This window comes from Streptomyces sp. NBC_00377, from assembly GCF_036075115.1.
Classification (GTDB): Bacteria; Actinomycetota; Actinomycetes; order Streptomycetales; family Streptomycetaceae; genus Streptomyces.
On record NZ_CP107958.1, the window covers coordinates 146,137 to 168,654 of the forward strand.

18 protein-coding genes and 4 pseudogenes are annotated in these 22,518 nt (G+C 67.6%); 7 read left to right on the forward strand and 15 right to left on the reverse strand.

Translation table 11 applies throughout. From position 1 onward, the window contains the following. The first annotated feature begins 287 nt into the window (after nucleotides 1–287). Complete coding sequence (locus tag OHS71_RS00740; RefSeq protein ID WP_328475709.1) at nucleotides 288–905, forward strand: GNAT family N-acetyltransferase; 618 nt, start codon at nucleotides 288–290, stop codon at nucleotides 903–905. Nucleotides 906–998: 93 nt separating this feature from the next. Here OHS71_RS00740 and OHS71_RS00745 read toward each other — a convergent pair whose 3' ends face one another. From OHS71_RS00745 to OHS71_RS00755, 3 genes are read right to left on the reverse strand one after another with little or no spacing between them, the layout of a single operon-like run. Continuing rightward, nucleotides 999–2,399, reverse strand: coding sequence for an APC family permease (locus OHS71_RS00745; protein ID WP_327188130.1), 1,401 nt, complete (start codon nucleotides 2,397–2,399; stop codon nucleotides 999–1,001). A gap of 13 nt (nucleotides 2,400–2,412) precedes the next feature. Beyond that, nucleotides 2,413–2,790: an SCP2 sterol-binding domain-containing protein gene (locus OHS71_RS00750; RefSeq protein WP_327188129.1), complete on the reverse strand. Its 378-nt coding sequence runs from the start codon at nucleotides 2,788–2,790 to the stop codon at nucleotides 2,413–2,415. Then, nucleotides 2,787–4,145, reverse strand: a complete 1,359-nt coding sequence (locus OHS71_RS00755; RefSeq protein WP_328475712.1) for a flavin monoamine oxidase family protein — start codon at nucleotides 4,143–4,145, stop codon at nucleotides 2,787–2,789. Before OHS71_RS00755 ends, OHS71_RS00750 begins: the two co-directional genes overlap by 4 nt. Nucleotides 4,146–4,272: 127 nt before the next feature. Here OHS71_RS00755 and OHS71_RS00760 point away from each other — a divergent pair, with 127 nt between their 5' ends. Then, nucleotides 4,273–4,878, forward strand: a complete 606-nt coding sequence (locus tag OHS71_RS00760) for a TetR/AcrR family transcriptional regulator (RefSeq protein WP_328475714.1) — start codon at nucleotides 4,273–4,275, stop codon at nucleotides 4,876–4,878. A gap of 264 nt (nucleotides 4,879–5,142) precedes the next feature. Here OHS71_RS00760 and OHS71_RS00765 read toward each other — a convergent pair whose 3' ends face one another. Next, entirely contained in the window at nucleotides 5,143–5,619 is a 477-nt protein-coding gene (locus OHS71_RS00765) for a hypothetical protein (RefSeq protein ID WP_328475716.1), read from the reverse strand. A 648-nt stretch (nucleotides 5,620–6,267) separates the two neighbouring features. Beyond that, the gene (locus tag OHS71_RS00770; RefSeq protein WP_328475718.1) at nucleotides 6,268–6,708 is read right to left on the reverse strand and encodes a hypothetical protein; all 441 of its coding nucleotides are present in this window, start codon (nucleotides 6,706–6,708) and stop codon (nucleotides 6,268–6,270) included. Nucleotides 6,709–6,953: 245 nt separating this feature from the next. Here OHS71_RS00770 and OHS71_RS00775 point away from each other — a divergent pair. Continuing rightward, a pseudogene (locus tag OHS71_RS00775) lies at nucleotides 6,954–7,073 on the forward strand (IS5/IS1182 family transposase); the annotation flags it as partial. A 903-nt stretch (nucleotides 7,074–7,976) separates the two neighbouring features. Here OHS71_RS00775 and OHS71_RS00780 read toward each other — a convergent pair. After that, a complete protein-coding gene (locus tag OHS71_RS00780) occupies nucleotides 7,977–8,576 on the reverse strand; it encodes a TetR/AcrR family transcriptional regulator (protein ID WP_328475720.1) in 600 nt (199 codons plus the stop codon). Between the two features lie 167 nt (nucleotides 8,577–8,743). On the opposite strand from OHS71_RS00780, the gene OHS71_RS00785 reads away from it, so the two are divergent. Together OHS71_RS00785 and OHS71_RS00790 are read left to right on the forward strand one after the other, a co-directional pair. Further along, a complete protein-coding gene (locus OHS71_RS00785) occupies nucleotides 8,744–10,240 on the forward strand; it encodes an MFS transporter (RefSeq protein WP_328475722.1) in 1,497 nt (498 codons plus the stop codon). 24 nt (nucleotides 10,241–10,264) lie between these two features. Next, nucleotides 10,265–10,835, forward strand: a pseudogene (locus tag OHS71_RS00790) (CDP-glycerol glycerophosphotransferase family protein); the annotation flags it as partial. Nucleotides 10,836–10,948: 113 nt separating this feature from the next. On the opposite strand, the pseudogene OHS71_RS00795 reads toward OHS71_RS00790, so the two are convergent. From OHS71_RS00795 to OHS71_RS00820, 6 genes and pseudogenes are all read right to left on the reverse strand, one after another. Then, a pseudogene (locus OHS71_RS00795) lies at nucleotides 10,949–12,175 on the reverse strand (IS256 family transposase). A gap of 343 nt (nucleotides 12,176–12,518) precedes the next feature. Continuing rightward, entirely contained in the window at nucleotides 12,519–15,197 is a 2,679-nt protein-coding gene (locus OHS71_RS00800; protein ID WP_328475724.1) for an RHS repeat-associated core domain-containing protein, read from the reverse strand. A gap of 1,108 nt (nucleotides 15,198–16,305) precedes the next feature. Continuing rightward, nucleotides 16,306–16,761: an ATP-binding protein gene (locus OHS71_RS00805; protein WP_328475726.1), complete on the reverse strand. Its 456-nt coding sequence runs from the start codon at nucleotides 16,759–16,761 to the stop codon at nucleotides 16,306–16,308. A 643-nt stretch (nucleotides 16,762–17,404) separates the two neighbouring features. Continuing rightward, nucleotides 17,405–17,632: pseudogene (locus OHS71_RS00810) on the reverse strand (DNA helicase); the annotation flags it as partial. Further along, nucleotides 17,602–18,075, reverse strand: a complete 474-nt coding sequence (locus OHS71_RS00815) for a DUF6083 domain-containing protein (RefSeq protein ID WP_328475728.1) — start codon at nucleotides 18,073–18,075, stop codon at nucleotides 17,602–17,604. The pseudogene OHS71_RS00810 and the gene OHS71_RS00815, both read right to left, overlap by 31 nt. Nucleotides 18,076–18,231: 156 nt before the next feature. Beyond that, complete coding sequence (locus OHS71_RS00820; RefSeq protein ID WP_328475730.1) at nucleotides 18,232–18,495, reverse strand: helix-turn-helix transcriptional regulator; 264 nt, start codon at nucleotides 18,493–18,495, stop codon at nucleotides 18,232–18,234. A 240-nt stretch (nucleotides 18,496–18,735) separates the two neighbouring features. Here OHS71_RS00820 and OHS71_RS00825 point away from each other — a divergent pair, with 240 nt between their 5' ends. Both OHS71_RS00825 and OHS71_RS00830 read left to right on the forward strand, forming a co-directional pair. Continuing rightward, the gene (locus OHS71_RS00825) at nucleotides 18,736–19,716 is read left to right on the forward strand and encodes a hypothetical protein (protein ID WP_328475732.1); all 981 of its coding nucleotides are present in this window, start codon (nucleotides 18,736–18,738) and stop codon (nucleotides 19,714–19,716) included. Between the two features lie 185 nt (nucleotides 19,717–19,901). Beyond that, nucleotides 19,902–20,537: a hypothetical protein gene (locus tag OHS71_RS00830; RefSeq protein ID WP_328475734.1), complete on the forward strand. Its 636-nt coding sequence runs from the start codon at nucleotides 19,902–19,904 to the stop codon at nucleotides 20,535–20,537. A gap of 199 nt (nucleotides 20,538–20,736) precedes the next feature. Here OHS71_RS00830 and OHS71_RS00835 read toward each other — a convergent pair whose 3' ends face one another. From OHS71_RS00835 to OHS71_RS00845, 3 genes are read right to left on the reverse strand one after another with little or no spacing between them, the layout of a single operon-like run. Further along, nucleotides 20,737–20,934, reverse strand: a complete 198-nt coding sequence (locus OHS71_RS00835; protein ID WP_328475736.1) for a hypothetical protein — start codon at nucleotides 20,932–20,934, stop codon at nucleotides 20,737–20,739. 43 nt (nucleotides 20,935–20,977) lie between these two features. Beyond that, on the reverse strand, nucleotides 20,978–21,679 hold the full coding sequence (locus OHS71_RS00840) for an HD domain-containing protein (protein WP_328475738.1): 702 nt from the start codon (nucleotides 21,677–21,679) through the stop codon (nucleotides 20,978–20,980). Nucleotides 21,680–21,712: 33 nt separating this feature from the next. Continuing rightward, nucleotides 21,713–22,507: a helix-turn-helix domain-containing protein gene (locus OHS71_RS00845; protein WP_328484360.1), complete on the reverse strand. Its 795-nt coding sequence runs from the start codon at nucleotides 22,505–22,507 to the stop codon at nucleotides 21,713–21,715. Between the last annotated feature and the right edge of the window lie 11 nt (nucleotides 22,508–22,518).

Genomic DNA, 22,518 nt, shown 5'->3' on the forward strand with positions numbered 1-22,518 from the left:
GGCCCCCGGTTACGTGACGGCCTCCGTGGGGACGGGACCGTCACGAACGAACAGGTGGTCGTGTCGACCCCGCGAGGAAGCTGGTTGACACGGCCACCTGTATGCCCCGCAGCAGCCCGTGGACTGCTCACTGACCACGGCACCATCGCCCCCCCTCTGCCCAACCGGGCGACCTGACTCACACCCGCGGAGCCCACCATCGGCGCCCACCCCGCTCGTCACCTCCGATCACCCCACCTTGTCAGCCGCCCGGCAAGGGTTCTCCTTGTCCCGTACGGAAGGTAAGCATGGACCACCTCCCTGAACACACCACCAAGCGTTGTACGTCATCGCAGATCGACGCACCGCTAGGGACCGAGGTCGCCACGCTCGCCGAGGTACGCCAGCTCGGCGGCGCCTCCGCTGAGGTGACGTTGTCTCTTTCCCCGCTCGGATTCTCCCCGGACGAGATGCGCGAGGTCGTCGACCTCTATGAGAGCAACCCGACATACTGCCGCGCCGCCGGCGAATACGATCCCGAGTGCATAGAGCCCGACCGGGTTCAAGCAGACCTGTATGAAGAGGCCAGCAGCGACAACTGCGAGGTCCTGGTCGCCCGAGACGGGCAAGGCCAGCTTGTTGGCCTGGTGGGCGTGCTTGAACAGCATCCTGCGGACGGCTATCCCTGGATTGGGCTGCTGCTCGTGCACGGCAGCCTTCACCGCCAAGGTGTCGGCCGACGGCTGGCCTGCCTCATCGAGGACCGATTTCGTGACGACGGCCGGGACGGAATCCGGCTAGCCGTCCTGGAGGCCACCCCGACCTCTCTGGCCTTCTGGAATTCCCTGGGCTGGGAGGAGTGCGACCGCCGCGCCGACAACCAGCGCGGGCGACCCTGCATCGTCATGCACAAGCAACTCGTCTGAGCTCTTCGGAACTATTCGCTGCTCGCTCGTGCTGGCCGAGCGACACCCTCGTCGCGTCGGCGTCGGGTACGAAGACCCGCGTGTGGGATGTGCTCACGAGGCGGCTCCTTCAGAGGCGGACGACGTGTTGCGCTGAGCGCGTGCGACGGCCCGGGCGGCACGCCGGGCGGCGAGTTCCTCGGCCTCCCGGCGTTCGAGGCGCGGCACGACGGTGAAGACGTAGACCGTGACCAGTGCGGCGCAGCCGAGCACGACCGCGAGGGGGATCGGGAGGATGCGCTCGCCGACACTCACAGAGGCAAGCAAGCCGAGCAGTCCGAACAGGACGGTGAAGACGAGCGCGAGAGGGGCGCCGCCCCGCACGCGGAAGGGCCGGTCGGTGTCAGGTTCGCTGCGGCGCAGTCGCCAGACCACGAAGCCCGCCACCGCGTAGATCATCATTTCCAGGGCCGCGCAGACCGAGACCATGACGGTGAAGGACCCGGTGAGAGCGACCACGACCGCCAGGACCAGCGAACTGCCCCCGAGGAGACAGACTGGCAGGGCGGGCACCGCCCGGTCGTTGAGCCGGGTGAGAGGGCGGGGCAGTTTGCCTTCGCGGGCGACTGCGTAGATGAATCGGGAGAGGGTTACGAAGCCGCCGTTGAAGGTGTTGACGGCGGTCAGTGCGGTGACGGCGAGCATTACCAGCATGCCGGCGTGGCCCATCGCCTGCTGCGCGGCGAGGAGTTGGGGGTAGGCGCTACCCAGCGACGCGTTGTCGAGGGTGGCACCCATGGCCACGGCGAATACGGCCTGACTGGCGGCCAGCACCAGTACGGAGACCAACATCGCGCGCGGTACGGCCTTCGGCTTGGTGACCTCCTCGGCGTTGGTGGTGACCCATTCGAAGCCGGTGTAGACGAAGATCCCGAGGACCAGGGCCTGCAGCGGGGAACTGTGGGTGCCCGCCCCCGGGTGTGACACATGGCCGGGGCTGGCGATCGCGATGACGCCCACGCCGACGGTGACCAGCACCACGACGGTGGTGACGATTTTTTCGGCGGCGCCCGCGAGTTTGATGCCACGCAGGTTGAGCCAAGTGGCGACGGCGAGCAGCAGGGCCACATAACCGATCGTGACCAGAGGGCCGCTGTGGAAGGCGTACGCCATGGCCTCGCCGATGATGTAGGCGTCCGCAGCGATGACCAGCACGATCGCGGTCATGTACGTCAGCGTGATGATGAGGGCGAGGCGGTCGTTCATGGCCCGTGCCATCCAGAGCCGGATACCCGCGGCACTGGGATGCATCCCGTTGAGTTCGGAGAACAGTGCCCTGACTCCGAGCATGAGGACAGCGGCGCCCAGGATCGCGATCCATGAGAGCGGACCGCTGATGTACGTGAGGAGCTGTGCGATACCCAGGAAGTTGATGGCGGCGAAGGCCAAACCTGTGGAGATGGCCGATGCCCCTCCGAGCCCCAACGCGCGGCTGAGGACGGGTGGTTCGCTCATGATGACTCCGGGGTCACTGGCCGAGGAAGATGAACATGGCCATCGCGTCCAGGCGCATGACGTCGTCCGCCCTGCCCTGTGTCCGGATGGCTCCCTGCATGTAGTTGGAGACGGGGTTGGCGTCTCCCCAAAAGATCTCGGCGAGGTCCATGCTGTTGCCGCGCACGACCAGGTCCGGCACGCCCTCAGCGCCGCGGACCGCGGGCGAGGTGTGCCCTTTGTCGATGACGAAGGTGAAAAGGGCGTCCGGCTGGTCGGTCGCCTCGATGTGGATACGGCACGACCAGGCGGCCAGTGTCTTCGCCACCCTCGGGCTCTGGTTGGCCTTCTTCGCGTAGTCGACGAGGGCTTCGTGGAGCTCCGCTGCGTCAACGCTCTGCGCCGCGCTCATCGGCCGGCCTCGGCCAGGATCGCCGCTGCTGTCGTCTCGCCCGAGCGCACCGCCCCGTCCATGTACCCGCTCCAGACGGTGGCGTACTCCGTACCGGCCCAGTGGATGGGTCCGACGGGAGTGCGCAGGACCTGGCCAAGGGTGGACCAGGTGCCTGGGGACAGGATCCCGGTGTAGCAGCCGCGCGACCACTCCTCCTCCATCCACAGCTTCTCGTGGACGTGGACGGGGTGGCGGGCCTTCTCGCCGAAGTAGGTCACAAGGTCCTCGATGACGTGGGCGCGACGTTCTTCAGCGGTCATCGCAAGGGCTCGACGGGCCGAGTTGGAGTCAACGAAGCAGACGAGTACACCCTCGGGGCGGTCAGGATGTGTCTGGTCGAAGGTGACCTGGACCAGGGTGTTGTCGCCCATCATGTGACCGCTGAGGCCGTCCTCACGCCAGAACGGCGTCGCGTAGGCGACGCTTATCTTGATGGAGGAGCCCATGAATATGCGCTGGGTGAGCTGGTCGCGCAGGCCAGGCATGGGTGGGCTGTAGCGGATGCGTCCGGCGAGGGTCGGGGCCAGTGCCACGACCGCACGGCGGGCGCGTGTGATGCCGCCGTCGTGGTGGACGGTGACGCCGCTGTCCGTGTACTCGATGCGACTGACGGGGCAGCCGAGCCGGATGCTGTCGCCGAGCAGTTCGGCCAGTCGCTCGGAAACCTGCATGGACCCGTGGGTTATCCGGGTCTCCTGGGCACTGTTGATGGTGCCGATCATCTTCTCCAGGCCACCGCCCGAGCTGATGTAGAAGAGCGCGTGCAGGAGGGAGATCTCCCCGGGCTCGGCCGGGAACAGCGCACGTGTCATGGCACGCAGCCACACCTTGGCGCCTTCGCAGTACGGCTGCTGCCGAATCCATGATTCGACGGTGAGGCCGTCCAGTTCGGTAGCTCGCGGGTGCTTCCACGGTTCTGCCGTGTCCACCTCCAGGGCGGCGGATGTGAGGTCCACCATGGCGTCCATCAGGTCGGCGGCGATGAGCGGATCACCGGTCGGAACGGCTCCGTGGTAGCGCAGCAGCTTGCCGTCGACGAGCTGCAGGTTGTCGCCGTCGGCGTACTGGGTGAACGTATCGAGCCCGAACTGCTCGATCAGCTCCAGCATCCGGTCCTGGGTGGGGCCTACCCACTGTCCGCCGTACTCGACGAGCCTGCCGTCCTCCTCGATGACCGAACAGGTACGCCCGCCGACACGGTCACGAGCCTCCAGCACCACGATGTCCTGGCCTGCCTCTGCCAGCACCCGGGCTGCCGAGAGCCCTGCAAGACCCGCCCCGACGACTACGACGTCAGCTTCGTTCTCGATCATGAAAACCCCTTGTTGGTTAGTTGACCAAGTCAGTTGCCCAAGTGAAATAGGGTAGTAGGAACACGTCAAGGGGCGCGGAGCGACTTTCCCCGCCCTTTACTGAGGAGGTGCGATTCCGCTGGCCCGCATGAGTGTCGAAGCACGTCGTGAGCAGTTCGTGAAAGCGGCGATCGAGGTCATGTCCCGGGAGGGGCTCGACCGGGCCACCACAAGGCGCATCGCCGAGTACGCAGGGGCACCTCAAGGGGCAGTGCACTACGCCTTCCGCGACAAGAACGAACTGCTCACCGCCGTCGTGGGCGAGATCACCAATCAGATCGAGCAGGTACTGCGCGACGCCGTCGACCCCGCAAAAGGACTCGACGCGGCGATCCACGATGGGCTGCACGCCTTCTGGGCCTATGCCGTGGGCGACGACGGACTGCAGCTCATGCAGTACGAACTCACCATCTATTGCCGCCGGACCCCGGGTCTCGAACGGCTCGCAGAATGGCAGTACACGCGCTACTCGAGGACCGCGCAGGAAGCCTTCCAGAGCGCCCTCGACCAGGAGCCCAAACGCCGGCCCCTCGGGATCGATCTGACGGAACTGGCACGCCTGACCGTGGCGATGCTGGACGGCCTCGTCATCCAGTACGAGGTCCATCATGACCGGGAGCGCTCGAGGATCGACCTCGGCCATGCCATCCGTGCCGCCGTCACTCTGGCGAAGGCACCGGCGGGCGACGACTGATCGGACAGCCCCGGCCGGGGAAGAAGATATCCCACGCGCCCGACGGCGCGCCTTCTAGTGCCGCGGCGGGCAACGTTTGCCCGTCAAGGAGCGGCGTCCGGTGCGTGCTCTCGGCGTGCCGGCCGGAAGTCCTCGTACTGGACGTACCTGGGCTTTCGGCCGGTGCGGCGAGAGTGCGTGCCGGGCGTCGCGACGGGGCGAACGTTGCCTGTCGCGGCACTAGCTCCAGCATGAGTGCTGCCGATGCCGTGAACAGCGGAGCTATCAGCGTCGGCATCGCACACCCTCCCTGCCTGTGGCCTGGAGTCCGAAGTAGACGGCGAGTGACCAGGCGGTCGGACTGCGGGGCATGCGAATGCCGGGACCGGGTGGCGAGCTCGGTGTGCCGGTGCCGGTGCCGGTGCGGGTGCCGGTGTCCGCGATGCGCTCAGCGGGACCGCGGGCGAGGGCCAGCCACGGGGGTAAGGCGACGAGGGCGATGGCGGCCCACGCCCCAGGCCGACCCCGCCAGTCACTGCCGAAGACCTCCGCCAGCGCGATGGTGACGGCGTCGGCGCTCGATCCAGGATGAGGGTCATGGAGTACAGGCCGAACGGGTCCGGGGAAGCGTTGCTTGACGACGACGGGCAGGAGGACGTTGGCCACTGCGATCCCGGCAAGGGCGAGGGCGCTCAGGGCGACGAACAGGCCGGTTCCTCCGACGACCGGACGCAGGGCGAGTCCGGCCGCGATCGCGGCCATACCGGCGGCGATGACACCGTCGGGCCCGTGACGACGGGCGAGACGGGGCGCGACAGAGCCGACCAGGCGAAGCACACTGCGGGAACGGAGGTGAGCACACCCGCTGCGGTGGCGCTCATCCCGAGGCTCGCACGCACCTCTTCGAGAACCGGCCCGAGGCTGGTGACCGCAGGCCGGAGGTTGGCCGCGGCGACCAGGAGGCAACGAGGGCCGCACCCAGAGCGTGGAGCGGGCCGTGTCGGGGCACGCTTCCGCACACCGGCGGCCACGGGTTCCTCGTTAGGCAGAGCTCAATCCCTATGATCACGCGCCCGTGACAGACAACTGCCATCGGAGCCACGGCCTGCATTCGCCGGTAGGAGTCTCCTGCGTCAGCCCGCCTAATAGAGCGGGTGTCGCAGGTTCGAATCCTGCCGAGAGCACACGGGAGCGGCCCCGGCCCGATCATGGTCCGGGGCCTTTGACATCCACTTCTGACGGCGACGACGCGGAAACGGCTGCGGGCCAGCAGATCGTCCCGCCGCCCCATTTACCCTGGTAGGGAGCTGTACCTGGCCGGCCAGGCGAAGCCTCGCGGAACACGACTCACAGCGATGTGCCTCCACCTGACCGAATGTTCAACTCACCGCTCGGTCCCGAAAGTCAGGACTATTTCATCTCATCGCGCCAACCGCTGCTGTAGGACCTGTTCCAGGCGATCCACAAGACGAGAGCCGTGCCGATCCCCGTGCTGACGAATTCCCAAGCTGCGCGTACAAGCAGGTCAGAGCGGTCGGCGACAGCCCAGTCCTGGCCCGCGAACAGCGGTATGTCCGTCAAAAGCTCTTCATCGGCAGCGAAGGAGAGACCGCGGATCTCACCGGTCCCACGCTGCCCTCCAGGCAGACGCCACACGCCGCGACATGGGCCGCCCGACTCGCAGTGCACGTATCCTTCCGTGTTCGTGCGGTGCCCGTCGATGAACCGATAAGTGTTGTGCGCGGCGAACCACAACGGCAGCGCGAGAGCGCACAGGCACACGAACAGCACCACCCGGAACAACGGCTTAAGCCCACTCAGTAGCTCGGCACCCCATGACGACGAGCCCATGCCACACCACCTCATCGTCTTTGTGCATGTACCGAGGTCCAGGAGACAGCAGGCTACCCAAGCGGTACCACCGAACGGTCCCCGAGAGCAGCGCACCGACCACGCGGGGACCAGCCACGTTTCCTGGCCCTCACCCCGCCCGCGGCGCTCACCAGTGCCTTCCCCTCCGAAGGCATCCGATCATCCTCCCCCGCCACCGGGGTCCACTGTCAGCGAGGACTGCAGGTGTACGACCCACCCACCACGTGGGCTGGCTCGCCGGCTGCCGCCGACTCCACCGCCGCTACGAGCGCAAAGCCGAACACTTCCTCGCCTTCGCCGCCATCGCCTGCACCCTCATCTGCTACCGCCGACTCACCAAATGAGATGAGGGGCGGACAAGGCAGGCCAGGCAGGTGGCCTTGTCGAACTTGGCCTGGACGTCGTCGTGGCCGCTCATGCGCAGGGGGCGCCATTCCCGGCTGAGGTGGCCCTGGGGGCAGGTGGCCTACTGATTCCCCCAGTTGATGTGAAGGCGGACTTCCCGAAGCCGTGGCCGCTCTTGGCCTGGCGGTTGTGGTCGGCGACGATCGGGCCGAGCAGTGTGATCCCGTGAACTTCCTGGGCGCGTTGGATGTGCGCCGGGGTGATGTAGGCGGCATCGACCACGTGCTCGGCTGGCACCAGAGCTATTTGGCCTACGATGTCGTGGACCTGCTCAGTGAGCCGGACGTCCTGGACCGGGGGGATCGTGGTGGCGACGTGCACGACGATCTCGGGTCGCTGTTCCTCGCAGGTTTTCGGTGTAGTGCACGCGATAGCCGCTCCACTCGGTGCCGTTCTTGGTGCAGTGGTGCGCGTCGGTGTGGTAGGGAGAGTCAAAGCGCAGGCTTGCCTGTGGCAGCGTGTGCCCGTCGCGCCAGCGGAGCTGTCCTTCCTCGTCCCAGTAGTAGTGGTGGACCCATACCTGTCGCAGGATCTCCACCTGGGCAAGAGCCCGCAGCCGGCCAGGCGTGCTGGGAGACCACAGGGCGGTCAGCAGCTTGTGCCCGTCCTGTCCGGAAGTCTCCGCCCGCGCGATCACGGCCTCCGGCCCGCCGGGCACCTTCCTGATCTCGATCTGCCGTCCGTACCGTTTGTGCCGATCGGGTTCGATCAGCGGCTCCGATCGCGTTCATCGACTGACGGACGCCGGCCTTGCGGCAGGCGTCGGCGAAGGCCCGGCTGGTGTACTGGGTGGGCTACGTGGTCCGTGTGCATGACAGCTCCGGCGCAGTTGTCGTGACGGGTCAGAGGACCAGGGGCCCGGTGAGGTAGTGCTGGAGTACATGGCCGACCGCTCCGGCCAGGATCTCGGTCTCGGTCTCGGCCAGTACCTCCAGGCCGATCACATCGCGAGCCATGATCAGTCCGACCGCCTGTGATGCGGCCAGGGCGGCGCGCAACCGGGCCTGGGGCACGTTCAGCCCCTCGGTAAGGGGAACGAGCATGGCCTGGGTGACCCGCTCGCGCAGCACCCTGGCGGCCGCCTCCTCGGAAGCCGCCGCACGGATCAGCCCCGTGATCTTCAGCCGTCCGTCCGTGGTGTCGACGGTTCCCAGAACGTGGGCTGCCAGCCGCCGGCCGATGGTCTCTCTTGGGCCGCCGAGCAGCTCGGCCAGCACGGTCTCCGGGTCGAACGGCAGGGGCGCTGCTGCGGCGAACAACTGCTGCTTGGAGCCGAAGAAGTGGGAGACCAGGGCTGCGTCGACCTCGGCCTCGACCGCCACGCTCCGCATCGTCGTCCGGTCGTAGCCGAGTTCGGCGAACTTGCGGCGCGCCACTTCCAGGATTGTCTCGCGGGTGCCGGTTTCTCCCGGGCGGCGTCCGAGCCGGGTGGGTGGGGTCATGGCGAGCCTCCTGGCATGGGTTTGACACAGCAATTCACCACGTGCAGAATTAAATATCAGCACCTGGTGAATTCATTCTAGAGGGCTGCCGCCGACGACGCCGATTCTGCGTGCCGGCCAGCACCGTGCGCCACTTCCCTCCGCCTCCTGAGCAGGAGTTCCTCCATATGTCTGTCCGACCGCCCCGCTCCGCCGAGGCACTCCCCTTGGACCGCCGCCGCTGGTGGGTGCTGGCCGTCATTGGCGTCGCCCAGCTGATGGTCGTCCTCGACGCCACGATCGTGAACATCGCCCTGCCCTCCGCCCAGCACGATCTCGGCTTCTCTGACTCCGACCGGCAGTGGGTGGTGACCGCCTACTCCCTGGCCTTCGGCAGCCTGCTCCTCGTCGGCGGACGCCTGGCGGACCTGTTCGGACACAAGCGCGTCTTCCTCGTCGGAGTCACCGGCTTCGCGGTTGCTTCCGCCTTGGCGGGCGCCGCCGGGAACTTCGAGCTGCTGATCGTAGGGCGCGCCCTGCAGGGCGTCTTCGGGGCGATCCTGTCCCCCTCGGCCCTCACCCTGCTGAACGTCACCTTCACCGAGGGCAAGGAACGTGCCAAGGCGCTGGGCGTCTTCGGCGCCATCGCGGGCACCGGCGGCGCGATCGGGCTTCTGCTCGGCGGTCTGCTCACCGAGCACCTGAGCTGGCGCTGGACCCTGTACGTAAACCTGGCCTTCGCAGCACTCGCCCTGGTCGGAGGCGCCCTGAACCTCCACCGCACTGAGCGCGGGGCCAAGCCCATTCTCGACCTGCCCGGCACGGCCCTGGTCTCCGCAGGACTGTTCTGCCTGGTCTACGGCCTGTCCAAGGCCGAGTCCAACGGCTGGGACTCCGCGGCGACCTGGGGCCTCCTGCCCGCCGGAGTGGCACTGATCGCCGCGTTCGCCTTCTGGCAGACCCGGTCGGCCAACCCGCTCCTTCCCCTGCGCATCCTGCGCGACCGCGACCGCGCCGCCTCCTTCACCGCCGTCCTGGTCGCCGCGAGCGGCATGTTCGGGATCTTCCTGTTCCTCACCTACTACCTTCAGATCACGCTCGGCTACAGCCCGGTGAGCACCGGCGTCGCCTTCCTCCCGATGATCGGCTCACTCATCGTGTCCGCACAGATCTCCACCAACCTCACCGTCCGGCGGCTCGGACCCCGCATCGCCGTCCCAGCGGGCATGCTGCTCGCAGCCGCCGGCCTGGCCTGGCTCACCGGAATCGGCCTCGACACCCCCTACGCCAGCCACGTCCTGCCGCCCTTGCTGATCATCGGCCTCGGCCTCGGCCACGTCGTGCCGCCCGCCCTCGGCATCGCCACCGCCGGTGTCGCCCCCACTGACATCGGCGCGGCCTCCGCCACCGTCAACACCATGCAGCAGGTCGGCGGCTCCATCGGCACGGCCCTGCTCAACACTCTCGCCGCCAGCGCCGCGACTGCCTACCTGGCAGACCACACCCCCAGCGCCGACACGCTCGCCCAAGCCCAACTGCACAGCTTCACCACCGCCTTCTGGTGGTCCGCCGGCATCTTCGCTCTCGGCGCCGTCATCACGGCCTTCCTCTACCGCAGCCGGAGCAGCACGCCAGCACAGCCCCACCAGGAGACAGCACCGGAGCCCATGGCGGCACACATGTGAACGACCCCAACCGTGCATAACTGACACCAGAAGGGATACGTCCCCCGCGTCGACCTGGAGCGGTTCTGCCGTGAACTCGGCCCCGACTATGTCCCGCTCGTACGCACCCACTACTTCTACGGAACGACCCCCGCCTGGCCGCGCTCCAGGAGCGCGGCCTGATCAAGGACGTGTCGAGGTATCCGGTCGTGGAGGATCCTGCCTGGCGGCCGACGCGTTGATCACCGACTACTTCTCCATCATGTTCGACTACGCGTGCCTCGACCGCCCGATCATCACCTACGCGGACGACTGGGAGGTCTACCGCAAGGCGCGCGGCGTGTACTTCGACGTTCTCTCGGACAACCCGGGCGAGACCCCGGGAGCGACGGCGACCACCGAGGACGAGCTGATCGAGACCTTCCGCTCGGGCGCCTGGAACGGCCCGGCGGCAGCTGAGCTCCGCGCGGTCTTCCGCCGCCGGTTCGTCCAGTACGACGACGGAAACGCGGCGGAGTGCATCGTCACACACCTCTTCCTCACCGAGAAGGTCGCGATCCCCCCGGTGCTCCCGCTGCACGAGCGAACACCGGCACCATCAGCAGCAGCGGTTGCCCAGGGCCTTCTTCCTGGGCAACCCCCCGCGGACACCGCCCCTGACCCGCGCCTGAAGCGCACGATCAGAAAGGCGAACCGGGCGTGTCAGCGATCTTGTGTAGTCGGTTGGTGTCATTGGATGCTGAGCTGGTCCTCGAAGAAGAGTGAGAACTGGTTCAGTGCCTCTTTCCAGTGTGCGGCGACGTGGTTCGCGTCGCGCGCTTTGGGGTTGATCTGCTCGCGGACCGCGAGGTAGAGGACCTTCAACGCGGCTGTTCCGAGGGGAAATGGCCGCGGTTGCGGGTGGCTTTGCGGAGCCGGGAGTTGATCGACTCGACCATGTTCGTGGAGTAGACCACCGTCCTTATGGCCGGCGGGAACGCCAGGTAGGGCGTGAACTCCGGCCAGGCCGACCGCCAGGTCCGGACGATCGCCGGGTAGCGTTGACCCAGGTCAGAGGCCTCGAAGTTGTCGAGGGCCTGTTCGGCGGCCTGTTCGGTCGGGGCTGCATAGATCGCTTTGAGGGCCGGGACCAGTTTGGGGTGGTCCCGCACCGATGACAGCCGGAGCGAGGCCCTGGTCAAGTGGATCACGCAGGTCTGGACGGTGGCCTTGGGCCAGGTCGCGGTGATCGCGTCGGGCAGGCCTTTCAGGCCGTCGCAGGCGACGATGCAGACGTCTTCGACGCCGCGGTTGCGTAGTTCTGACAGGACTGCCATCCATGTGGTGGCGCCCTCGCCCTCGGAGCCGACCCATAGGCCCAGGACGTCCTTGTGGCCGTCCATGTCGACCCCCGACGGCCAGGTAGACCGGCTTGGAGGTCACCGAACCCGAGCGGATTTTCACCCACAATGCGTCGATGTAGATGATGGGCCAGACGGCATCGAGGGGCCTGTTCTGCCAGGTCACGAGCTCATCGACCACGGCATCGGTGACCTTGCTGATCAGGTCGGGGCTGACCTCGGCCCCGTAGATCTGGGCAAGGTGGGAACGGATGTCACGCACGCTCATTCCGCGGGCGTAAAGCGAGAGGATCCGGTCGTTGAACCCGGAGAGCCGACGGGCGTTCTTCGGGACCAGGCGCGGTTCGAAGTCGCCGTTGCGGTCCCGCGGCACCGCCAGAGCGATCGCGCCGGCATCGGTGAGAACTGTCTTGGGCGAGGGCCCGTTGCGGGAGTTTCCCGACCCGCGACCAGCAAAATCGCCCCGCTCATAGCCAAGATGCCCGCTCATCTCGGCTTCCAGAGCCTGCTCCAGAACAGCCTTGGTGATCTCCGTCAGCAGCCCACCCTCACCGAGCAGAGCCACCCCGGAAGCATCGGCCTTGTCGAGCAACCGCTCGGCGACCTCATTCACCATCTCGTCCCCGGCCGCAGAGGCAACCGGTTCCGTCTTGTCTGCCATGACTCGTCCGATCTGCCCGGCCCAAGAGCCCGAGGCCGAGCCCCGGGCCAGGCTGTCACATCACGGACTTACACGATCTTTCAGACACGCTCAACTCGCCGGCCGCGGTGGCGTGTGAGACCTCTTTGCGGCCCGGTGCCCGCTGTCCCCGAGTACAGCCACCTGAGGCTTCGCATCTGGACGATGGTCACCAGCAAGGCTTCAGCCTCTCGATGGAGAACGCCCGGCTGGGTTTCCCAGCCGGGCGTTCATGTGCTGTTGGTGGTGTCGTCTACCGTTCAGGTGGGTGTGGGCGTTGTTACCAGGGTTTGCCCTTGGGCCAGTCGTATCCGGTGTAGTGGTTGCCGTTGCGGAGGGAGACGACGCCTGGGACTTCGGACATGCTTCCCCAGCCGGCTACTCCGTAGCGGACGCCGGCGATGATGTTGTCGACGGGGTTGAAGATGTCGGTGTGTCCGGGGAGCCGGAAGCGGTCGAAGGTGTTCTCGACGACCTGCATGGGACCGATGGAGGGGTGTCCTCGTACGGCGTTGCTGTCGGTGGTGTTGATGGCGTAGGGGGTGGGACCGCCTTCGCTGCGGACGATGAGGCCGATGGCCTCATGGTCGAGCTGCCAGTCGGCGTATCCGTAGTCCTTGAGGACGGTGACGGCCTCGTTGATCCAGGTGGCGGACGTGCCGGTGGTCTCGGGATCGCTGTAGAGCCGGTTGCCGGCCTCCTCGACGACGCTGTTCAGGCGTTCGGCGGCGGCGGCTTCCTTCGCGGCCTGCTCGTAGGGGTCGGAGGAGGTGGTGAAGGCCTCCTTGTAGTCGGCCGCCATCTGCTTCTGCTCGACGAGGTCCTTGCCGGTGTTGTAGTTCCTGCTCTGCTCCTTGGGGAAGCTGGCCTTTATCCACTCGGCCGTGTCGGCGGCCTCCAAGGCCTCGCTGACCTGCCCGTCGTCCACGATGCCGTCGGTGACGGCCGCTTGTTCGAACTGGGAGCCGGAAGAGACCGCGGCCTGGTTGTAGAGGGTGACCGTCGTGGAGCCGGTGATCGTGGAGAAGCCGTTGTTGGGGTTGGCGTATGTCGAGGTCGGAATGGTGTAACCGGGGAGGCTGGACATCGTCGCGCCGCCGGCCGCGTAGGAGGCGCCGCCCTCGCTGGAGCAAAAGCAGTCCCCTTCGCCGTCGTAGCCGGTGGGGTCGGTGGCGTTGACGGGGTTGTTGCTGACGTAGCTGTAGGGGTTCCAGTTCTGGGGGTCGTCGGGGTTGGTGATGTGGGGGTCGGGGGCGAGGAATCGCTTGGTCTGGGGGTCGTAGAGGCGGCCCTTCATGTTGATGAGGCCGAAGTCGTCGTCCATTTCGTGGCCGGTGTAGCCCTGCGTGATGCCGGTGGGACCGTTGTTGACTGCCAGGCCGTTGGCATCAGTGCGCCTGCCGAACGGTTCGAAGTACTGGCGCTGGGGGCTGGTGCCGCTGCTGCTGGTGACGGTGGCGGTGCTGCCCTGGGGGTCGGTGAGGGTGTATTCGGTGGTGGCGGTGCTGGTGCCGCTGTAGGTGACCTGGGCGACGCTTCCGGGCGGGCCGGCGACGTGGAAGACGTGGGTGGTGCCGGAGGATGTCTGGCGCTTCTCGTAGAGGTCGCCGATGTAGGTGGTGACGGTGTTGCCGGCGGCCTTCTTGAACCGCCGGCCGTCGGCGGTGTAGGTGAGGTTCCAGGTGGTGGAGCCCTGCGCGACGGTCTTCGGGGTCAGGGCCATGCCCTGGTAGGTGAGGGTCCGCCCGGCGCCGGTCAGCTGTCGGCCCATGCTGTCGTAGCCGTAGGTGGTGGTGCTGCCGTCGGCGGTGCGTGAGGACACGGCGTTGGGGTGTGCGGCGTCCTTGTTCTGGTCGGTTTCGGTGACCGTGCCGTTGACCTTGACCTGGTTGAGGTTGCCGGCGGTGCTGTAGGTGTAGGTGGTGGGCCGGACGTAGTCGGCGGGGGTGGTCAGACTCCAGCCGGTGAGCCGGTTGAGCTTGTCGTAGGTGTAGGTCTCGTCCCGGTGGTTGACGGTGGTGTCGTTGCGGCGCTTGACGTTTCCGTTGTCGTAGTATTCGTAGCCGGTCTCGGTGAGCTTGGTGCTCGCGCTGTTGGTGTCGGTGGTCTTCTTCAGCCTGCCGGTGGCGGGGTCGTAGTCCCGGACGGTGGCGATGGCACCGTTGCCGTAGGAGCCCTCGGTGAGACTGCCGTCGGCACCCAGACCCTGGGTCTTCCACAGCTTCTGGTAGGCGCGCCCGGGGCTGTTGTCACCGATCTCGGAGAGCTGCCCGAAGTCGGTGTACTGGTACTTGACCGTGAACCGGTCGGTGCGCCCGGGAACCTGCGGGTAGGCGACCGTGTCCGGACGGCCCGCAGCGGTGTACGTCAGGTCGGTGCTGTAGACGGTGCCGCTGTCGGTGTAGTCCGTCCCGGCGGGCCGGCCGTGCACGTCGTAGCGGTACGTGGTCTTGATGCCGTCGCGGCTGGTGGTGTAGTCGATCTTCCCGATGCCGTGCGCGCCGCTGTCCCACGCCGTCGTGCTCTGGCCCGTCATGGCCAGACCGGTGTACTCCGCGACCGTGGTGGTGCGGCCCAGGTCGTCGAAGGAGGCGACCTGCCGGCTGCTGGATTCCGAGTGCCCGCTCTCACGGATGTCACCAAAGCCGTTGTACTTGCGTGTGGTCGTCCCCGCGTTGGCGTCCACCGACTTGGTGAGGCGGCCCAGCGTGTCGTATGTCGACGTGGTCGTGTTCCTCGGGTCCGTCGTCTCCAGGACACCACTGGGGCCCTGCTTGAACGTGACCTTCACATCACCGTTCTCCGATACCGTGCCGGACGTCACGGTGCGCCCGTTCAGGTCCGCCACCGCGAAGGACTCGTTGTCGTTCTCGTCGAAGTGGCGGATCTCGAACGGCGAGGGGTACTTCACCTTCGTGGAGGTGTGGTCCGCGTTGGTGGTGCCGGTGGGGCGGTCCATGCTGTCGAAGTCGTTGTCGGGACGGTCGAAGTGGCTGTCAGCTGGGGTTCGGCAAGGCGTGGAGCCTGACGATCGCGTGGGTGATGACGGCGGTCCAGAACCATCGGGCGGGATGCAGAGCCAGCGGCGGCGGCCGGTGTGCACGAGCTGGACGCCAGCGGAGAACAACCGGAGGCGTTTCACCGCCAGCGGCGTCGCCACGGTGCACCCGAGCTCCATCGCGCTCGTCAACCACCGCTTCGGCGAGGACCGCGCCCGGGCACTGGCCCGCGGCGACCAGGAGGCAACGACGGCCACGCGACGCACCCAGAGCGTGGAGCGGGCCGTGTCGGGGTGCGCTTCCGCACACCGGGGGCCATGGGTTCCTCGTTCGGCAGAGCTGGATCCTTATGATCACGCGCCCGTGACAGACAACTGTCATCGGAGCCACGGCTGGCCTGCATTTGCCGGGTAGGAGTCTCCTGCGTCGGCCCGCCTAAAGGTGATCGGCGCCCTCAAGGCGTGGATACCCGAGCGGATCGGCACCGCCCTGACCGCGGTACCGACCACGCGGGCATTCACCGGGGGACCAGTCACGTTCCCTGACCCTCACCCCGCCTGCGGCGCTCACCAGTGCCTTCCCCTCCGATCGAAGAGGCACCGATCATCCTCCCCCGCCGCCGGGGTCCACTGTCAGCGAGGACTGCAGATGTACGACCCACCCACCACGTGGGCTACGGAAGGTAACGCGCTGATGGACTTTCGGTGGCAACCACGGTGGAAACAGGAGTGATCAGCGCGTTGGCCACCACCAGGGGGAGGCTGCCGTCCATCAGGATCAGCGCACCGCTGGGTGCTACCCACCCGCCTCCGCATATGACGAAGCGCACGAAGACAGCTGCCAGACGGTTCGCTGCGACGTCGACCCGCTCACGAGATGCCTCCGGGGCATCGGCGCAAGCCGGGCTCCAGGTTGCTGGGCAGACGGGCTGAAGTCATGCGCTGATCCGTGGTTGGTAGGGAGAAATGGCAGCGCAGATGCGTTCTGGTTCTACGGGACGCCGGCCCGCTGCTGGAGCTGTGCGATATCGCGGACGCGCTCTGGAAGATCGTCGGCAGGCGCGCGTAGTCAGGCCGCGTCGAAGCTCGCCCAGTGGTCGATGAGACCTTCGCTTTCGAGTCCGGATCCGGCCTGGCTTGTGAGGGCAGAGACGATCATGTCGCCGCGGCCGTGTTCGTCGGCGGGCCGGGCGGCGGCCCAGTTGTCCGGGGCGGTCTCGGGGCCGCCGTCGCTGACATGGACTTCAACGGGTCCGGAGCCTTCGGTGGAGGCGAGCAGGTGCAGCACAACGGGCGGCATTGCGTGGGAGACAGCGTTGGTAACAAGCTCGGAGATGACCAGGAGGGTTTCGTAGATCTGGTCGTCGTCCAGTCCCCACGCGGCCAGAACAGGGCGGGCCTCATGACGGGCTGAGGCGGGAGCGAGAGGCCCGTGCTCCAGAAGCAGACCGAACACGTGCTCACCGGTGGAGGCTGCTTGCAGCTCGGGACGCTGCTGCCGGCGCGAGATCGTGGTCGTGTTCATCGAAATCACTGCCTGAGGAGCTGGAATGGATTTTCTGTCCCTTCCAGAACACCTCCATATGGCACAGAGACCATGAGCAATCAATACCCAAACGCGAAAGCTCGGGATGCGCCGCCTCGCCCTGGACCGCCGCAGGGATCCAGTCGCCGGCACTGGCGGACACCAAGGTTGCTCGAGCGCGACTGTCCGGCCGCACCGGGCCGGCGAAGAGCATCTGCCCCTCTGCGTCCATGAGGATCATGGACTTCACGGCGTTCTGCTTGGCCTTGCCGGAGATGACGGACCTGTCTGGCGGCTGGACTCGGGATTCTCCGCTATGGCCACCGGCTGATCTTCGAAACACCGTGCTGTTGGGCCCGGGGTCATGGTGGCACACCACCTCGAAACGGTCCGCCAGCGCGGAGGCGTGCGTGGCATTTGCATCCAACGCAGCAGCCGGGCCTCAGCTCGCACCTGGTCGTCCGACCAGGTGCGGAAACGGTCAGGTACCTCCCCCTGTGTCGAACGCGGCCATGCGGCCCGTGTAAACCGGCCGGTAATGCTCCGAAGCGAGCAGAGTCCAGGTCTCCCTCGGGGGCTTCGTCTTGCTGATGGCTCAGGGCCAGGACGACGAGTGGAGTGTGCTCTTGCACGCGCGTTCTCATCACGATCTGGCTTCGCGCCTGCCGTCGGGGTGGCGGTCGATCCAGGACAGTCCGCCCAGGTCGAGGCAGCGGCGCGTACGGGTGACGGCTACGTAGGCGAGGCGGGCTTCGCCGTCGTCGACGGGGCCCGGCACAGCGCAGCCCTTGTCGTCGTGCTGTTCGCTGTCTTTGGGCGGGTTGAAGTCGTCGGCGATCTTCACGTAGGCCCATTCGCGGCCTTTGGCCCGGGTGGTTCGCAGGCAGCAGGCGGGGCCGCAGGGAGCTGGCCGGTGTCGATCAGGCGGCGGGTGCGGACGGCGAGTTGGCGGCGGACGGCTTCGAGGTGCGGGCCGGTCCGCGCGGTGGTGCGGGCTGGGCAGAGCAGGTAGTGCGGGATGCGGCACCAGGCGCTGCCGTCGCCGTGAGGGTGGGCGATGCCACCGCTGAGGTGCCAGCGGCACGATTCGGGGACGTGGGAGGCGGCCAGTTCCGTTGGATGCAGGGCGATGGGCTGTTGGTCGGCACGCTGGTACCAGTCGATGCGGTGGCCGCACTGGCGGCAGCGACCGTTCTGCGCGGCGCGCAGGAGACGGCTGGGGCTGGTGGCGGTCACCTGCAGCGGGCGGCGGGCACGTGTGATGCGGGTGCTGCCGTCCCAGTGACGGCCGGTGGGGGCGGAGTGGGGTCGCATAGCCCGGACCGTGCCAGGCGGCACCTGGCGGCACAGAGCAGGAGCGGGATGGCGTCACCCGCAAAGCGCAACGGCATCGAACGTCCGGTCTTGCAACGTCGCTGGGTTCGAGGTGTGTTCGTCGGTTCGGGTGATTCGCGGACGGGCGCAGCGGGCTCAGGAGTTGGGTGCGCCGGGCGGGGTGTGGTCGTCGCACAGGGTGCCCAGCAGCTGCTCGATCGGCACATCGAAGGTGTGGGCGAGGACGTGCCAGGTGGTGACGCTGCCGGTGGTGCGGCCGTGCTCGAGATCGATGAGGGTGCGCCGGGCCAGGCCGCTGCGCTCGGCGAGCTCGTCGAAGGTCCAGCCGCGCTCGCCCCGCAGGCGCGCGAGTTCGACGCGCAGCGCGGTGAGGTCGGGGTCGGGCGGCAAGATCGTCACTCCACCATCCGACGGTGCAGACACCTGCCCTGCCAGTGCAGACTTCTGCACTATTTGCCTGGACGGGAGTGACGTTTGCGGTGCAGGGATCTGCACTACCGTCCGGCTCGGCCCGGCACCGGGTCATCGCCGCGATGGGGCATACGGGAGGACGAACAGCCGATGAGGCTTGCCAGCACGCATGCGGCAGTACGACGTACGTGGACGGTGGAACTGCATCCGCGAGCGGAGGGATCTCGTGTGGTCTGCGCTCACTGCACCTCGCTCCCCCGCCCCCTCGCGGCCGTCTCCGCACGCTCCGCCGCCCTGGCCCACCTGGCCTGTCACGTCCGCGCTGACGCGCTGCCCAGGCATCTGCGTACCTGCCAGTGCCGTGAGCGCGGCTGCTCCTGGCATCCGCGTCACCGCGGCTGCGGCGGGCCTGCGCTGCTCGCGCTCACCGGTGACCGCAGCGGCCGCATCTGGCGCCTGGCCGACACCTGCGCGGCCTGCGCGGCGGCAACCAGCCACACCGCCGTCGTGCCGGACACGCTGCTCCGTCCTCGCAGCATTGATCCGGACGCCTGCTCCCCGGCCACTCGCGACAACCCCGAGGTCGGGCGCGACGAACGGGTGCGCGTGCGGGAGATGCTCACCTACCTGGCATCGGCGCTCCCCCACTTCACCTCCCCCGCCGCCCGGCTGCTGGCCATGCAGTGCGCCCTGCGCGCCGACACCCGCGGCCAGGTCCGGCTCCCTGCGGGCCTGCTGCGCGGCATGCGTCTGCAGGGACGTCGCGAACTGTGGCAGGAACTGGCCCAGGACCGGTGGCTGGAGATGCCGGTCCTGAAGTCGGCGCCGGTGACCGTGCACCTGCTCGACGATGCGGTCCTGGAGCAGACACCCGGCCGCACCGCGCGCCGTCGCGCCGCTCACTGGGCGCTTCACTGTGCGCCCTTGGTCCCGCCGGGCGCCGCACCACCCGTGCTGCGGCTGGCTGCTCTGGTGCTGGCGGCGCACCTGTCCGGCCATGGCAGCCAGGGCACCGGCATGGACGTTCTCGCTCGCCTGTGCGGCCATTCCCCTCACCAGACAGGAGAGCTCCTGGACCGGCTGGTGGCTCTGCGCACGCTGACTGCCTGGCGCCGTGACCGGGAGACCGATGAGGTCGTCTGGCAACTGCCCATGCATTACACGCGTCCTGGGCTCGCCCCTCCGCGAACCCGACTGCCGGACCACTGAGGGCTGAGGCCCAAGCTCACAGACATGTCCGGGACGAACAGCCCACTCCGGATATCCGTACTATCTCTATGGCGGGGCACTGTGCACTGAATATGGCTGCTACCCCGCAGACACCGGACCCGGGAAGGCACACATGTGTGCAGGCCCTTCAACTCCGGCTCCAGGCCGAGGAAAGGTTGCGCTCCATGTCCGAGAACGTTTCCGCTACTGAACTCACATCGCAGTACACCGCTCAAGTAAGTGCCGACCTCGAACGCAACGCCAAGGAGCAGCAGCGGATCGGCGCGGAAATCGCCGCCCTTCAGGAGCAGTTGGCCGCCCACCAGCGTGACCACACGGTATTGGTCGGCATCCAGCAGGCGATCGGCGCAGCACCGGCTTCCGCAGAGCCTTCGGCCCTGCCGGACAGCGCCGCGGTGCCTGCCCCCCGCGCGACGAAGAAGGCCGCCGAGTCCGGTACGGGCAAGCGGGCACGGACGAAGAAGACCGCCCCGGCGCCCCGTCGAGACAAGGCGGAGAAGCCGGCCGCCGAGAAGGGCTCCGGCAAGGCCCAATCCGCGAAGACGGTGCAGCCGACGCTGGTCGACCTGGTCCGCGGCCATCTCGCCGAGCAGAGCGAGCCGCGCTCGGCGGCGGAGATCGCCGCAACCCTCGGCAAGGCTCATCCCGACCGCAGCGTCAAGACAACCGTGGTACGCACCACGCTCGAAGGGCTGGTGGCCAAAACCCAGGCGCAGCGCAGCAAGCAGGGTACGTCCGTCTTCTACACCGCTCCTGCGGTACCGGAGCAGGCAAAGGGGCAGCCCGCAGCCGGCGCATGACACTGCTGCGGCACACCCGTAGCGGCCGATGGTTCTTGGCAGAAATACGGGACCGGTCTGCTGCGCGACCCGCAGCACCGATGAGTCCCGGCCTCACAGACCAGGCTCTTTTGTGCGCAGCAGCTTCTCCATAGGGCAGGTGGCGACGGGCCGCGCGCCCTGTCCGGGCAGGCCCGCCTGCTGATGAGGGCCCCGCTTGTCAGGGGCCGTCCGCGTCGGGTGAGGGCGGGAGCGCCGGACCTGTCGGACTGCGCCATGCTTCGATGAGTTGCCCCAGCCGCCGGGCGGGGGTCTCACTGGGGATGAACAGGACGATCGCCACCACCAGGAGTGCGGCTGCGGTGAGCAACTGGCCGCCCAGGCGGTCAGGTCTGCGTGCGCCATGGCCATCACACATCCCGATGCTGCTCCCAGCAGGGCCCCGACGCGGGCCGCGACGCTCACCATCGGCGTTGTCGGGCGGTCGGGCGGTGCAGTGTCATGGACAGCCGTGGTGTGCTGCGCAGGACGCGGGCAGTGAAACGGATACGGGCGCGGCGGGTGGCGTGGGCGGCCAGTTCGGCGTTCCATTCCTCCTGCCAGCGTGCGCGCTGCCGGGTGGGCAGCAGCAGGTTGAGGATGGTCAGTACGCGTGCGGATGTGCCGTGTGCGGAGGGTGAGGGGTGAAGGACGGCTGAGGCGAGGGCGTCGAGTTCGCGGCCGACGGTGTGCAGGCCTGCTGTGCGGGCCACCGGGGCGAACACCTCGAGGGTTTCGCGGGCTATGCGGTAGCGGGTGGCCGGGGAGAGGCAGGCGCTGGTGCGCAAGTTGTGCAGCCGGTCGGCGAGTCGGATGGTCAGCACGGCCATCTGCTGCGACGGGCCGGTATGGGGTGTCGGCGGCTCGGTGACTCTGCCTGCCGGCAGGGTCGGACCGAGCAGGGCGGTGGGGAGGGCGGCCACCAAGCCAGCGATGTCGGTACCGAATCGGTCAGCCGGACGGTTGGGCGGACAGGCGGTGTCCTCAAGGTCATGCAGCAGGGCGGCACACACGACCGACGGCGGCATGCGCAGGCCGGCGACGATCGCGGCAACCGTGAGGCAGTGGGTAAGGACTGGGTCTCCGTTGCGGCGCAGGTGTAGCTCCTCGATCAAAGACACCATCGACACCGCCTCCTCCACCGTCACGGCAGGAGATCAGGGACAGGCGACTGCTCGAACATCACCGTTGGACTCCTCGAAGTAGGCGGCGCTCTCCGCGTCCGCCGGGTAGTAGGACTCGATCGCTACCTCGTCCAGCGTGATGTCCATCGGGGTACCGAATGTGGTGATGGTCGAGAACAGCCGCAGCTCTCGTCCGTCGAAGCGAAGGATCATCGGGATCACGACATCGGATTCGACCGATCGGCTCGACACGTCCTCGGAATTGGGCTCCAGCAGTTCCTCATAGAGCGCAGTGAGCTCAGCGTCGGGAGCAACGGCGAGCTGACGCCTGATTCGGGAACGGAACACCACACGCACATCGGCCAGGTTGACGACCAGAGGAGCGAACCCGCGCGGGTCCAATCCCAGCCGCACCAGGTTGATCGGCGGCCGTAGCAGGTCGGGATCGACCTCCGCGAAGAACGGCTCGACCGCGCGGTTGGTCATCACGATGTTCCACCGGCGATCGAAGGCCACCGCCGGGTACGGCTCATGCGCGCGCAGCACCCTCTCGACCGCGTCCCGGGCCGCCGACAGCGCGTCGTCATCGAGTGGCCGCTCGGCGTACCGGGGTGCGAAGCCGGCCGCGAGCAGCAGCCGGTTGCGCTCACGCAACGGCACATCGAGCTGGTCCGCGAGCCGCTGGACCATGTCGGCGCTCGGATTGGACTTGCCCGTCTCGACCAGGCTGACGTGACGAGCCGAGACGTCGGCCGCGATCGCAAGATCGAGTTGGCTGAGTCGTCGGCGATGCCGCCACTGCCGCAATAGCTCCCCGACCGTATGCATGGTCATCGAGA